Origin of the sequence: Meiothermus cerbereus DSM 11376 (assembly GCF_000620065.1) — a bacterium.
Classification (GTDB): Bacteria; Deinococcota; Deinococci; order Deinococcales; family Thermaceae; genus Meiothermus; species Meiothermus cerbereus.
Window position 1 is genome coordinate 84,759 of record NZ_JHVI01000007.1, and the last position, 12,681, is coordinate 97,439.

Genomic DNA, 12,681 nt, shown 5'->3' on the forward strand with positions numbered 1-12,681 from the left:
GTATAACCGGGACAACCCGCCAGGGGTATCTTGAGGAGTTGTCGGAAACGTGATGATTTCAACATCATGGCAAGCCAGCGGACTGGTCTTTATACCAAACTTTGCGTCGGAGCCAGATTACCTGGTGCATACGGGAATCTCTCGCATCTCTTGTTGAGGTGAATGACTAGCCTTTTGCCGTCGGTAGCCAGATACCGACCCGGGCGCCCCCCTCTGGGCGGTTCTCGGCGCGGGCCTGCCCCCCCATCACCTGGGCCACCGCTGCCACCAGGGCCAGACCCAGGCCCACCCCGTCGCTCTGGTTGTTTTTGGTAAAGGCCTCGAAGGCCCGGGGCAAGAGTTCGGGCTCGAAGCCCGGGCCCCGGTCGCATACCCAGAGCCAGATACCCCCAGCGTCGGGCTCGAGCACAATTTTCTCGATACCCCCCGCGTGTTTATGGGCATTTTGCAGAAGGTTCTCAAGCATCACTACCATCAGGTCGGGGTCGGCCTCCACCCACCCGCTTCCTTCGACCTCGAGCCCGCGCTGCTCCAGAAAGGTTTTCAAGTCCAGTGGCTGGCCCTGCACCCGCCCCTGCCCTTCCAGCCGAGCCAGGGTTAGCAAGCCCTGCAACAGCGACTCCATCCGAATGGCCTCGCGCAAAGCCCCCTTGGTGGCCCTGGGCTCTCCTGGTCGGCGCTGCAACACCTCGAGGTAGCCCTTGAGGGCGGCCAGGGGATTGCGCAGCTCGTGCGAGGCCCCATAAGCAAAGCGCCGTGCGGCCTGTTCCTGCACTTTGAGCCGATGCAGGGCGGCCTTGAGCTCGCCCATCAGGGCGTTCATGGCCTCCACCGCAGGGCGGGCTTCGTAGAGGGAGGGGGTTGAGAGGGGCTCGAGGTTTTCGGCATTGCGGCGGGCCAGCTCACGCGAAACCGCATCCAACGGGCGCAACGATCCCGAAAGGCCCCACGCTCCCACAGCAAAGGCCAACAGCGCCAGCAGCCCCCCAATGCTCAGATAGAGCTGCAGCAGACGCTGTGGCAGCGCCGCCACCTCTTCCAAAGGCGTGCCCAGGCCCAAACCCCCCTCGTCGGTGGGAAGCGCCACCCACAGCCAGTTATCCCGCACCTCTCGAAAGCTCTGCCCCCTTTTCAGGGTCTCCTCGAGGCCCTCCGGAAGCCGGTAATCGCCCAGGTCGGTAAAGGCCGTGCGGCCTTCGGGGCCAAGGATAAAGCCCACCCCGCCAAACTCCTGCACGATTTGCGCCAGGTCCTGAATGCGAAGCTGCCCCTGGCTAAGCAAAAAGCCCAGCCTGGATAGGGCCGCTCGCTCGAGGGTCTCCTGCACGGTGCGCTGGGCTTGCCGCACAGTTATAACCCCCAACGGCACCAGCAGCAGGGCCAGGGCCAGCAGTAGCCATAACAAAAGGCGGAGGCGCAGGGTCATGGCCCGCTACTTTCGCAGGATATACCCGTGCCCCCGCAGGGTGTGAAGCAGTGGGGGCTCGCCTAGGGCTCGACGCAGCGCCGAGAGGTGCACCTCGAGGGTGTTGGGCTCGACCTCTTCCCCCCAGACCCGCTGCATCAGGGTCTCCTTGGGCAGGACACGCTCGGCGTGCTCCAAAAAACACTGCAGTAGCTGTAGGGCTTTGGGGGATAGCTCCAGCAGGCGCTCATTTCGGCGGGCTTCCATCTTGCCTGGGTAAAGCGCCACATCGGCGTAGGCAAGCACCTCCTCCAGGCGTTTACTTCGGCGCAAGAGGGCCTCGATGCGAGCCAGCAACTCCGACAGCGCGTATGGCTTCACCAGGTAGTCGTCGGCCCCCTCGCGCAAGCCCTTGACCCGCCACTCCACCTCGTCCAGCGCCGTGAGCATCAGCACCGGTACCGCGCTCCGCTTGCGAATCTCGCGCAGCACCCCAAACCCATCACCCCCCGGCAGCAGCACATCCAGTACCACCACCTCGGGGTTTTCGGCCAGCCGACGTAGACCATCGGCCCCCGTACCCGCCTCCAGAACCTGGTAACCCTCGAGTTCCAGGCCAAGGCGCAGGGCTTCGCGCACCCCGGTATCGTCTTCGATGAGCAGCACCCGGGCCATGCCCCTATTCTGGCAGAAACTACCCCGGATGCCGGTGATCTGGAGGTTAGGGCCTCACTGTCTGGGGGGTTCTCCTTTGCCCTCCGGCAAACCCCGCACGAAAAGTGCCACCCCCTCCTGCAAAAGCTGTTCTGCCGAATAACCGGGCATGTGCTGGGCGGTCATGTAGGCCCCATGCACAATCGAGGCAAAGATGACCGCCAGGGCTTTGCCGTGCCTAGGCGAGACCTGCTCCAATAGCTCGGCCAGTTGTTCGATGCCCCGCCGCATAGCTTCGCGGGCCAGTTGGACGGCCTCGAGGTCGCCCCCCCGGCGGCTCGAGTAAGCGGTCATGAGGGCGGTGAGCGGCTCCACCTGCCCCCGGTAAGCCAGGGCCAGGGCCAGCAAGCGCTGATGCAAGGTGCCTGGCTGGGAAAGCGCCCGCTGGGTCTCCACAAAGCCTTCCTGCAAAAGGGCCTCCAAGAGCGCCCGCTTGGAAGCAAAGTGGTGGTACACTGCGGCCTTGGTCAGGCCCAGGGTGCGGGCCAGGTCTTCCAGGCTGGTAGCAGCGTACCCCCGCTCTGCAAACGCTTTACGGGCGCTTCGCAACAGGGCCTGACGGGTATCCATCTACCTATAGCCTACGCCTTGTTCTTCTAAACGTGCTGTGGCTCCAGCAACAGAAACCTCAACAGGCAGATGCGCAAGAGGGGCACACCCTGGTTAACCCAACCCGCTTTTTTTGCCCCCAAGAGGCGGGTAAACACCCATGGCCCACGCAGTTTACTGGCTTTGGCCCGCCCCAAGCCCCTCCATGCTACATCAGCGAGAAAGCTTGCTCTTGCGTCAAAACAAGTAGTTCACCCCAAAGCGAAGCTGGATACCAAATGCCGTGCCGTAGATACCGGTAGCATCGCTGGCCAGGTAAAGGGTAGGCACCGCCTCGGCAAAGAGGCCCGCATCGCTGGCGGTGCTGTAATTGACCCCTATCGGAGCGCGAATCCCAAAGAAGTTAATGGCTCCTAAGCCCACCCAGTTGCCCCCCAGGCCCCCATAGGGCAACAGACGGCCCGCCCCAAACGGGAACAGCAGGTCTGCGCCCAGCTCGAGGAAGCTGGGATTCAGGCCAATGCCCACATTGGCCCTGGCCCCAAAACCTCCGCCGAGGTTATAGCTGCCCGCCTGCAACATCAGGCTGTTGAGGGAGGTGCCTTCTACCCACTGAAACACCAGGCTGGCCCCCGCAAAAGGCTTTGCGCTTTGTGCAAAGGCCATCCATCCCAAGCATAGCAGGGAAAAAACCGCGATTCGTTTGCCCATGATGGGCCTATTTTATGGCGATTTCAAAACACCAGAGGCCCGACATCGTGTTACATAAAGATTTCATTAGCCAATGCTAAGACTTCCCTCGAGGCTTCTTTCCTAGACTGCCAGATATGCGCCCATCGTACCTGGCCTTGCTGCTGCTAACCCCGCTCCTGGCGGCCTGTGGCGGCCAGAGCGTCTTCCGGCCACCCAGCAACCCCGGCACACCCCCACCCCCTGCACCCGGTGAAAGCTTCGGCATGACCGCCGATCCCTTCACGCTACCGCGGGGCGGCACCGCCACCCTTACGGTGCGGGTCACCTTCAACACCAGCAACCTGACCCGTGTGTTTTTGAATTACCAGAGCAACACGGCGGGGCTCGAGGTCACCCCCAAGGAACAAAATGCCGTGCGGGGCAGCTCCAACACCCAGACCGCCACCTTTACCGTAACCGACCGCAGCGTGGATCCGATGGAAAAGCGGCCCTTTTTCTACATCTACGGGATCGCCTGCACCAGCAGCGGGTGTAACAACCAGTCTCAGCGCAGCGTGCCTATACAGTGGAATATGCCCTAGGAGTCTGGCAAAAAAGGGTTACCAGACGAGCCTGGCTACCAAAAATTACCGCTCATGTATCTTCAGTTGACCGTGCCCAGAGCACCTTCCAGCTCGACGTCCTGGGTGTTGCCCCCGCGCACATACAACCCGCGCCAGGCGTCCTCGGTGGTGAAGAAGCCATCCAGGCGCAGGTCGGTGCCGGGTTTGATGTACTGCTTTAGGGGGCCGATGCCCGAGTTGCGGTCGCCAGCGATGTAGGGGCCGTCGCCGTACAGGTTGGTCTCGAAGTAGCCGTCGCCGTCGGGGTCGAGTTCAGGCTTGTAACGCAGGTGCAGGTTCATAATTTGCAGCGTGCGCCGGGTGCTGGAGGAGTTGTTGGTAACCAGGTCGGTGCAGTTCAGGCTGTTGCAGGCCGTGGCCGGGTTCTGGATGTCAATGCCCATGCCGGGGCCGCTGAATTCCATGCCCAGGGCCTTTACCAAACCCCCATCCCACTGCTCATAGCCCGAGTTGTTGGCCGCGATGCGGATGCGCTTGGAGGCGCGGGTGTTACTTTGCACCTGCTGACCGATCTGCTCCTGGGTGACCTGCTGGCCGGTGCGGGGGTCGGTGCAGGTGTTGGCAAAGAAGGGGTTGTCGCCCTGGTTCTGCCTCGAGGCCCCAAAATCGCCCTTGTAGTTGAGCTCGGCCAGCTTCTCGCCGGTGCGCCAGCGGGTGGCTACCACCACCACGGTGTGGAAACGAGCACAGACCCGCTGGTCGGTGCTGGTCTCGGAGTGGATGTTGATGTACCAACCGATATCGCCATCCCGAATGGCAAAGCCCTTAAACCCCTCGGCCCGCTCGGGCTGGTTGTTGGTGTACTGGGCGGTGTAGAGGAAGGGGGCCTGGTAGCCAATCAGGCCGGGGTCGGAGTTGTGGTCGTGGCGGTAGTAGCACCAGTACACCGGGTCAATCTGGGGGTGCCAGCTCGGATAGTTGCGTCCATCCGGCCCCTTAGCCAGCCAGAGGTTGTCCAGCCAGGAGGGGCAGGTAGTGTTGGGCACGGGACGTTCGGTAATGCCAGAGGGCAGGGCGGGTTCTGCCGAAGGCTGCCCATTGGCCTCGGCCAGCAGCACCCAGTACTCCCCCTTGCCCTCAGGCGAGCCCAGGGTGATTTCGCCGGCCCGGAAGGTGCGGGTGTAGGTGTTGAACTTCTTGCCATCGGCGGCGGTGGTCTCGCCTCTTTGCCAGCCCACCAGCCACAACGCCGAGTTTTCCCAGGCCACCACCACCGTGGCCCCCCGGGTCAGGGTCAGGCGCAGCCAGTCCGCGCGGGTCGAGCTCGAGCCCGGCGCGTCCAGAATGTCCCAGCCGGCATACTGGGTAAAGCGCGGCCCCGAAGGCTGGCTGGGGTTGTTGGGGTTGCGGTTTTTATCGGCCTGGCGGGGCCAGTAGCGCAGCCCGCCGTAACTGGCCCGCAGCCGGCCGTTGTCTTCGCTCACCACCACATAGCGGCTCAAGAGCGTAAGGGGCTGGTTGGTCGGGTGTTGGGTCAGGGACTCGGCCAGAAACGGGCCGTTGGAGCTATCGGGGTTGGGGTTGTCCGCGTACTCTCCACCGCCACAGGCCCCCAACAAAAGCCCCAAACCTCCCAGCAGCGAAAGCATCTTCATTCGTTGCATCTGATCTCCTCCCGTTTGTCCTTTGGTTGTGGACAGCCCTCAGTCACCAAAGTACATGGACTTTTGAGCGTTGCTTTTCTGGATTAACCGCAGCTTAAGAATCAGGCCGCTACAGGCTCAGAAAGCCCTAACCCTGCTCACAAATGCGTTACATGATTAAGACCTGTCCCCCAAACGGCTCTGGGTTTTATCCAGCCGGGGATTGCGTAGAATACAAGGGCGCATGAACGAGCGAGTTTTTTTTGCGGGCATGGCGGGTCAGATGGGGGCGCTGGACGCCTACCGATCCGCCGACCTCGAGGCCAGGGTGTGCCGCTACCTGCCCGAGCTGATGGCCGGGTTGCAGGCGGTTTACCCCGAGGCCCCCGCCGTAGCCGCGCGGGTAGCCGAGGTGATTGGGCGGAGCCTGGCCGAGCGTCCTCAGGATCTGCAGGCTTTAGACCTAAAGCGCATCCACACCCCGGACTGGTTTCAAGAGCCCCAGATGCACGGCTACATCGCCTACACCGACCGGTTTGCCGGCACCCTGAAGGGGGTGGGGCAGCACATCGGCTACCTGAAGGAGCTGGGTATCCGCTACCTGCACCTGATGCCCCTGCTGCTCCCCCGCGAGGGGGAGAACGACGGTGGCTACGCGGTGGCCGACTACCGCCAGGTGCGCCCCGACTTAGGAACCATGGACGACCTCGAGGCCCTCTGCGCCCAGCTTCGTCGGGAGGGCATCAGCCTCTGTCTGGATCTGGTGCTCAACCACGTGGCCCGCGAGCACCCCTGGGCCCTGGCCGCCCGGCAGGGCGACCCCAAGTACCGCGGCTACTTCTACATCTACCCCGACCGCACCCTGCCCGATGCTTTCGAGCGCACCCTGCCGGAAGTCTTCCCCGACTTTGCCCCCGGCAACTTCACCTGGGACGACGAGGTACAAGGCTGGGTCTGGACGACCTTTAATAGCTGGCAGTGGGACGTAAACTGGAGCAACCCCGAGGTGTTCTTGGAGTACCTCGAGCTGATTTTGTGGCTCGCCAACAAAGGGGTGGAGGTCTTCCGGCTCGATGCCATCGCCTTCACCTGGAAACGCCTGGGTACCAACTGCCAGAACCAGCCCGAGGTGCACGCCCTGACACAGGCCCTGCGGGCTGCGGTACGCATCGGCGCGCCGGCAGTAGCCTTCAAGGCCGAGGCCATCGTGGCCCCCGAAAACCTGATCGCCTACCTGGGCACAGGGACACACTACGGCAAGGTAAGCGACCTGGCCTACCACAACACCCTGATGGTGCAGATCTGGAGCAGCCTGGCCAGCCGCGACACCCGGCTTTTCACCCAGGCCCTGCAGCGCTTCCCACAAAAGCCCCCCAGCACCGCCTGGGCCACCTACCTGCGCTGCCACGACGACATCGGCTGGGCCATCTCCGACATCGACGCGGCGGCGGTAGGCCTGAGCGGCCCGGCCCATCGGCATTTCTTATCTGAGTTTTACAGGGGCGACTTTCCAGGCTCGTTTGCCCGGGGGATGCATTTCCAGGCAAACCCCACCACCGGCGACCGGCGCACCTCCGGTTCGACGGCCAGCCTGGCCGGCCTGGAAACCGCGCTCGAGTCGGGCCATCCGCGCCAGATCAGCCTGGCCCTCGAGCGCATCCTGCTGGCCCACGCAGTCTTCATCGGCTATGGCGAGGGCATCCCGCTCATTTACATGGGCGACGAATTGGGCCTGCTCAACGACTACGGCTATGTCCACGAACCCGCCCACAAAGACGACAACCGCTGGCTGCACCGGCCCAAGATGGACTGGGCTAAGGCCGAAAAACGCCACCAGCAAGGCACCGTGGAACACCGGATTTTCCACGGCATCAAAGAGCTGCTCGAGGCTCGAGCCCGCATCCCCCAGATGCACGCAGCCTTCCCCACCCAGGCCCTCTGGCAGCCCAACCCCCACCTGCTCCTGCTCAAGCGCGAACACCCCCAGGGCCGGCTGGTGCAGGTCTACAACTTCAGCGAGCAAGACCAGCCCTTCCCTTTCGAAGCCCTGCGCCAGGAGGGCATTGTGCAGCCCTTCGACCTCATCACCCAGACCCCTGCCCCGGCCTACCTGGAACCTTATGCCCGGCTGTGGCTAACCCAGCACCCGGTATAAAGGAGACTGTATGGAATGGTGGAAAACCGCAACTATCTATCAGATTTACCCCCGCAGCTTCCAGGATTCGAATGGTGACGGGATTGGCGACCTGCCGGGCATCAAAAAGCGCCTCACGTACATCCGCGACCTGGGCTTCGACTGTATCTGGCTCTCGCCCTTTTACAAGTCGCCCATGAAGGACTTCGGCTACGACGTGGCCGACTACTGCGATGTAGACCCCATCTTTGGTACCCTGAGGGACTTTGACGAACTCCTGGCCGAAGCCCACCGGCTGGGCCTCAAGGTCATCATCGACTTTGTGCCCAACCATACCTCCGACCAGCACCCCTGGTTTCTGGAATCCAGAAAGAGCCGCGACAACCCCAAGCGCGACTGGTACGTCTGGCGCGATCCTGCACCGGATGGGGGGCCCCCCAACAACTGGCAGGCCTACTTTGGCGGGCCCTCCTGGACGCTGGACGAAAGAACCGGCCAGTACTACCTGCACCAGTTCCTGCCCGAGCAGCCCGACCTCAACTGGCGCAACCCTGAGGTACGCCAGGCCATGTACGAGGCCATGCGCTTCTGGCTGAACAAAGGGGTAGATGGCTTCCGCATCGACGTGATCTGGCTGTTGGTGGAGGATGCCCTCTTCCGTGACGAGCCCGACAACCCCCACTACAAGCCCGGCGACATCGACCGCTTCCGCCATATCCACATCTACCAGGAAGACCAGCCCGAGACGCGCGAGATCGTGCAGGAGATGCGCGCTGTGCTGGACGAGTATCCGGGCGACCGGGTGATGGTGGGGGAAATTTACCTACCCTACCATCAACTTATGCCCTATTACGGAACAGCAGAAAAACCCGGCTGCCACCTGCCCTTCAACTTCCACCTGATTTTCCGGGGCCTGAACAACTGGACGGCAGAAAACATCCGCGCCATTGTGGAGGAGTACGAGGCCAGCCTGCCGCCTTTTGCCACCCCCAACTGGGTACTGGGCAACCACGACCAGCACCGCCTGGCCAGCCGCATCGGGCACGACCAGGCCCGGGTGGCAGCCATGCTGCTTTTTACCCTGCGTGGCTCGCCCACCTGGTACTACGGCGACGAGATTGGCATGGTGGATGGGCAAATCCCCCCCGAAAAAGTGCAGGACCCCGCCGCTCTACGCCAGCGCGGGGCCGCCGGCGAGCACGGCCTCGACCCAGGCCGCGACCCCGAGCGCACCCCCATGCAGTGGACCCCCTATGCCTACGCCGGCTTCAGCACCCGCGAACCCTGGCTGCCCATAAACCCCGACTACACCGAGCGCAACGTGGAGGCCCAGGACGCCGACCCCGAATCCATGCTGACCCTGGTGCGCACCTTGCTGGTGGTGCGAAAAGAAACCCCGGCCCTCTTGCACGGAAACTACCAGAGCTACAAGGCCCCGGCGGGCGTGTTCGCCTACCTGCGCGGCAGCGAGGTACTGGTGGCCCTGAACTTCACCCAGGAGCCTAAGGCGCTCTCTATTCCCGGAGGGGAAATTTTGCTTTCGACCCACCTGGATCGGTACGGCCAGGTGGAAGGAAGGCTCGGGCTGCGGCCCCACGAAGGCCTGATCGTAAAGCTATGACCAGGGTACTGTTTGTCTGCATGGGCAACATCTGCCGTAGCCCCATGGCCGAGGGCATCTTTCGCCGCAAGCTGCGCGAGCGGGGGCTCGAGGGGGCTTTTGAAGTGGACTCCTGCGGTACCGGCGGCTGGCATGAGGGCGAGACCGCCGACCCCCGCGCCCAGGCCGTGCTAAGCAAGTACAACGCCCATTTTCCCCATGTGGCCCGCCAGGTTCGCGCCGAAGACCTGGAGTATTTCGACCACATCTTTGTGATGGACAAAGAAAATCTCTGGACCCTGGGGCGCATGTTTCCCGCGCACAAGGGAAAAGTCCGCCTGCTTTTGGATCTAAACGGCGGGGGCGAGGTGCCCGACCCCTACTACGGGGGGCTGGAGGACTTCGAGGCGGTTTACCAGATGCTCGACGAGGCGCTCGAGGTCTTCCTGCAAACCCAGGCCCCCTGAAGTCTCCTGCAAGCCCTCGGCAAGCGGCCTGGCTTTTTGTAATGATTCGGTAACAGGTATGCAATACCCCTAAAGACAGGGGGTGGTATGACCAAGCAACTTGGGCGCTGGGAGCACTTTTACCACCAGGCCGATATCGGGGTGCGGGGCATCGGCCCCACCCTGGATGAAGCCTTTGAGCAGGCGGCCCTGGCCCTCACCGCCGTGGTTACCGACCCCGCCCGGGTGCGGCCTAAGCAGGTCATCGAGATTGAGTGTGAAGCCCCCCGGGTCTCGCTTTTGCTGGTGAACTGGCTCAACCGGCTGGTCTACGAGATGGCCACCCGCCGGATGCTCTTTAGCCAGTTTGAGGTGCACCTGAGCCCGCCCGACCTGGGGGGTGCGCTAAGCCTGCACGCCCTGACCTGGGGGGAGCCGGTAGACCCCGCACGTCACCAGCCCGCGGTGGAGGTCAAGGGGGCCACCTACTGCGAGCTCGAGGTTCGGCAGGACGAGCAGGGCCACTGGGTGGTGCAGTGCGTGGTGGATGTCTGACGGAGGCCCTATGGATATATCCCGCCTGGTTCAAAAATCCGAGTTTGAGTGGTGGCTGGAGGCCACCCCCCCCATGCGGGTGCCCGGCATCCTGTATGCCAGCGAAGCCCTGTTGCGCGAGATGGACGACAAGGTGCTGGAGCAGATCGCCAACGTAGCCAGCCTGCCGGGGGTTGTGCAGGCGGTGTACGCCATGCCCGATGCCCACTGGGGTTATGGTTTTCCCATTGGGGGGGTGGCGGCTTTCCGCGAGGAGGATGGGGTGGTCTCGGCGGGTGGGGTGGGGTTCGACATCTCCTGCGGGGTGCGGACCCTCCACACCGGCCTGACGGTAGACCAGATTGAGCCGATTAAGGAAGACCTGGCCCAGGGGCTCTTCCGCCACGTGCCGGCAGGGGTGGGAAGCATCGGCAAGATTCACCTCGAGCCCGCCGAGCTCGAGGCCATGCTGCAAGGTGGGGCGGTATGGGCCGTGGAGCGTGGCTACGGAAGGCCCGAGGATTTAACGTACATCGAGGAGCAGGGCCGCATGGAAGGGGCGCTGCCCGAGCAGGTCTCCGCGCAGGCCAAACGGCGTCAGGCCGACGAGATGGGCACCCTGGGCTCCGGCAACCACTACCTCGAGGTGCAGCAGGTGACCGAGGTGTATGACCCGGTGGTAGCCGAGGCCTTTGGTGTAAAGGTGGGCGATGTGCTGGTGAGCATCCACAGCGGCTCGAGGGGCCTGGGCCACCAGGTTGCCACCGACTTCAGCAAACAGATGATTCAGGCCGCCCACAAATACGGCCTCGAGCTGCCAGACCTCGAGCTGGCCTGCGCCCCCATCCAGTCCGAAGAGGGCCAGGCCTACCTGGGGGCCATGCGGGCCGCCATCAACTGCGCCCTGGCCAACCGGCAGATCCTGACCCACCTGGCCCGCGAGGCCTTCGCCTACCTGCTGCCCCAAGCCGACCTACGTCTGATTTACGACGTCTCGCACAACACCGCCAAGCTCGAGGAACATCTGGTAGATGGCAAACCCCAGCGGCTCTACGTCCACCGCAAAGGGGCTACCCGCGCCCTCGGCCCCGGTCACCCGGCCCTACCGCAAGCCTACCGGGCCGTCGGCCAGCCGGTGCTGATTGGCGGAACCATGGGCACCGCCTCGTACATCCTGGTGGGCACCCAGGAGGGCGTGGTCCGCTCGCTAAGCTCGTCCTGCCACGGGGCCGGACGGGCCATGAGCCGCCACCAGGCCCTCAAGCACTGGCACGGCAAGGAAGTGGTGCGCGAGCTGGGCCAGCGGGGCATCATCGTGCGCAGCCCCTCCCCCCGCGGCGTGGCCGAGGAAGCCCCCGGCGCCTATAAAGACGTAACCGCAGTGGTGGACGCCGCCCACGCCGCCGGACTCTCGCGCAAGGTAGCGCGGCTCGAGCCCCTTATCTGCATTAAGGGGTAATACCAGATTCGGTTAGTTCGTTACCGAACGGTGATGAACTAACCCGACCGAAGGGATGCGCTTTCTTCGCCGAGCGCAGCGAGGGGTGTGCTCTAGGATTCAAAAAGATAGCCCCTTGATGTTTTTTGTTTGAAGAGTATCTTTTTGAATCCGGTATAACCAGCAAGTTCTTTGGAGCCTCATACTGGGTTACGTCGCGGGCTTCATCAGGAGAGGTAAGCCATTGCAATTGCCTTTCCCACAAAGGGCTTCAATTGGCCCGGCTTTATTGAGACCTGGATAGCAATGGTTTCAACACCAAAAAAATACCGAGCCTGGCTTCACAGACTCGGTAGGGTCGAGAACACGCAGCTTATGGCAGGCTCTTTAGCCACTGCCGGTACTGCTCAATCTCGCGGCTCTGCACGGCGATGACCCCCTGGCAGAAGCGCTTGAGTTCGGCCCTGGCGGCTTTTTGCAAGCACAGCTTGGACATATCCACGGCATCCTGGTGGTGGGGAATCATGCCCTCTAAAAAAGCCCGGTCGGGCGAGCTGCCGTGTCCTGGCATCATGCCCATCAGGGACTCGTCCATCATGGGCTTCATGTCGGCCCGCATCATCGCCATGTAGCGCTGGCTGGGGGCTACGCCGTACCAGCTTCTGAGCCAGCCGGTAAGCTGGGTAATTTCCTTGTTCTGTACTGCGATAATTTCCTGGGCCGCCTTGCGGATGCGGGCGTCTTTAGAAACTTTCAGGATGGCCTGGGCCATCTCCACCGCGCCTTTGTGGTGGTCAATCATCATGGACATGTAGGCGATATCGAAGTTGCGCCCCTGGAGCTTTTGTAGCTCGGCCATGGCCTGCATGGTCATACTGCCGTGCCCGGCATGGTCGGTCTGGGCCAGGCTCCACCCCAGGAGCAACACCATAAGCATTCCCAAAAATTTCTGCATCGTTTCC

General features: G+C 62.9%; 12 protein-coding genes. 6 read left to right on the top strand and 6 right to left on the bottom strand.

Annotated features, from left to right (window positions below; translation table 11 throughout):
• Positions 1-166: 166 nt before the first annotated feature.
• The 4 genes from Q355_RS0102505 to Q355_RS0102525 form a co-directional block, all read right to left on the bottom strand.
• Entirely contained in the window at positions 167-1,426 is a 1,260-nt protein-coding gene (locus Q355_RS0102505; RefSeq protein WP_027876333.1) for a sensor histidine kinase, read from the bottom strand.
• A gap of 6 nt (positions 1,427-1,432) precedes the next feature.
• Positions 1,433-2,080 (bottom strand): response regulator transcription factor, encoded by a 648-nt coding sequence (locus Q355_RS0102510; protein WP_027876334.1) that lies wholly within the window; start codon positions 2,078-2,080, stop codon positions 1,433-1,435.
• Positions 2,081-2,134: 54 nt separating this feature from the next.
• A complete protein-coding gene (locus tag Q355_RS0102515) occupies positions 2,135-2,689 on the bottom strand; it encodes a TetR/AcrR family transcriptional regulator (protein ID WP_027876335.1) in 555 nt (184 codons plus the stop codon).
• 216 nt (positions 2,690-2,905) lie between these two features.
• Complete coding sequence (locus Q355_RS0102525) at positions 2,906-3,379, bottom strand: hypothetical protein (protein ID WP_027876336.1); 474 nt, start codon at positions 3,377-3,379, stop codon at positions 2,906-2,908.
• Positions 3,380-3,495: 116 nt separating this feature from the next.
• On the opposite strand from Q355_RS0102525, the gene Q355_RS0102530 reads away from it, so the two are divergent.
• The gene (locus Q355_RS0102530; RefSeq protein ID WP_036258526.1) at positions 3,496-3,942 is read left to right on the top strand and encodes a hypothetical protein; all 447 of its coding nucleotides are present in this window, start codon (positions 3,496-3,498) and stop codon (positions 3,940-3,942) included.
• Positions 3,943-4,004: 62 nt separating this feature from the next.
• Here the strand turns inward: Q355_RS0102530 and Q355_RS0102535 are convergent, their stop codons facing one another.
• Positions 4,005-5,588, bottom strand: coding sequence for a hypothetical protein (locus tag Q355_RS0102535; protein ID WP_036258529.1), 1,584 nt, complete (start codon positions 5,586-5,588; stop codon positions 4,005-4,007).
• Between the two features lie 223 nt (positions 5,589-5,811).
• Between Q355_RS0102535 and Q355_RS0102540 the strand changes: the two genes are divergently transcribed.
• The 5 genes from Q355_RS0102540 to Q355_RS0102560 all read left to right on the top strand — a co-directional run bounded on the left by Q355_RS0102540 (position 5,812) and on the right by Q355_RS0102560 (position 11,740).
• On the top strand, positions 5,812-7,722 hold the full coding sequence (locus Q355_RS0102540) for an alpha-amylase family protein (RefSeq protein ID WP_027876339.1): 1,911 nt from the start codon (positions 5,812-5,814) through the stop codon (positions 7,720-7,722).
• 10 nt (positions 7,723-7,732) lie between these two features.
• Complete coding sequence (locus Q355_RS0102545; RefSeq protein WP_027876340.1) at positions 7,733-9,322, top strand: alpha-amylase family glycosyl hydrolase; 1,590 nt, start codon at positions 7,733-7,735, stop codon at positions 9,320-9,322.
• Positions 9,319-9,768 (top strand): low molecular weight protein-tyrosine-phosphatase, encoded by a 450-nt coding sequence (locus Q355_RS0102550; RefSeq protein WP_027876341.1) that lies wholly within the window; start codon positions 9,319-9,321, stop codon positions 9,766-9,768. The genes Q355_RS0102545 and Q355_RS0102550 overlap by 4 nt, the downstream gene beginning before the upstream one ends.
• 87 nt (positions 9,769-9,855) lie before the next feature.
• Complete coding sequence (locus Q355_RS0102555) at positions 9,856-10,302, top strand: archease (protein ID WP_027876342.1); 447 nt, start codon at positions 9,856-9,858, stop codon at positions 10,300-10,302.
• 10 nt (positions 10,303-10,312) lie between these two features.
• A complete protein-coding gene (locus Q355_RS0102560) occupies positions 10,313-11,740 on the top strand; it encodes an RtcB family protein (protein ID WP_027876343.1) in 1,428 nt (475 codons plus the stop codon).
• A 352-nt stretch (positions 11,741-12,092) separates the two neighbouring features.
• Here Q355_RS0102560 and Q355_RS0102565 read toward each other — a convergent pair whose 3' ends face one another.
• Positions 12,093-12,674 (bottom strand): DUF305 domain-containing protein, encoded by a 582-nt coding sequence (locus Q355_RS0102565; RefSeq protein ID WP_027876344.1) that lies wholly within the window; start codon positions 12,672-12,674, stop codon positions 12,093-12,095.
• Positions 12,675-12,681 lie beyond the last annotated feature (7 nt).

What these genes read in the sequence shown, in the direction of transcription:
- Q355_RS0102550 (WP_027876341.1), top strand. Translation starts at nt 9,319, where the DNA reads ATGACCAGGGTACTGTTTGTCTGCATGGGCAACATCTGCCGTAGCCCC.
- Q355_RS0102510 (WP_027876334.1), bottom strand. Translation starts at nt 2,080, where the DNA reads ATGGCCCGGGTGCTGCTCATCGAAGACGATACCGGGGTGCGCGAAGCC.
- Q355_RS0102535 (WP_036258529.1), bottom strand. Translation starts at nt 5,588, where the DNA reads ATGCAACGAATGAAGATGCTTTCGCTGCTGGGAGGTTTGGGGCTTTTG.
- Q355_RS0102545 (WP_027876340.1), top strand. Translation starts at nt 7,733, where the DNA reads ATGGAATGGTGGAAAACCGCAACTATCTATCAGATTTACCCCCGCAGC.
- Q355_RS0102560 (WP_027876343.1), top strand. Translation starts at nt 10,313, where the DNA reads ATGGATATATCCCGCCTGGTTCAAAAATCCGAGTTTGAGTGGTGGCTG.
- Q355_RS0102515 (WP_027876335.1), bottom strand. Translation starts at nt 2,689, where the DNA reads ATGGATACCCGTCAGGCCCTGTTGCGAAGCGCCCGTAAAGCGTTTGCA.
- Q355_RS0102505 (WP_027876333.1), bottom strand. Translation starts at nt 1,426, where the DNA reads ATGACCCTGCGCCTCCGCCTTTTGTTATGGCTACTGCTGGCCCTGGCC.
- Q355_RS0102540 (WP_027876339.1), top strand. Translation starts at nt 5,812, where the DNA reads ATGAACGAGCGAGTTTTTTTTGCGGGCATGGCGGGTCAGATGGGGGCG.
- Q355_RS0102530 (WP_036258526.1), top strand. Translation starts at nt 3,496, where the DNA reads ATGCGCCCATCGTACCTGGCCTTGCTGCTGCTAACCCCGCTCCTGGCG.
- Q355_RS0102525 (WP_027876336.1), bottom strand. Translation starts at nt 3,379, where the DNA reads ATGGGCAAACGAATCGCGGTTTTTTCCCTGCTATGCTTGGGATGGATG.
- Q355_RS0102555 (WP_027876342.1), top strand. Translation starts at nt 9,856, where the DNA reads ATGACCAAGCAACTTGGGCGCTGGGAGCACTTTTACCACCAGGCCGAT.
- Q355_RS0102565 (WP_027876344.1), bottom strand. Translation starts at nt 12,674, where the DNA reads ATGCAGAAATTTTTGGGAATGCTTATGGTGTTGCTCCTGGGGTGGAGC.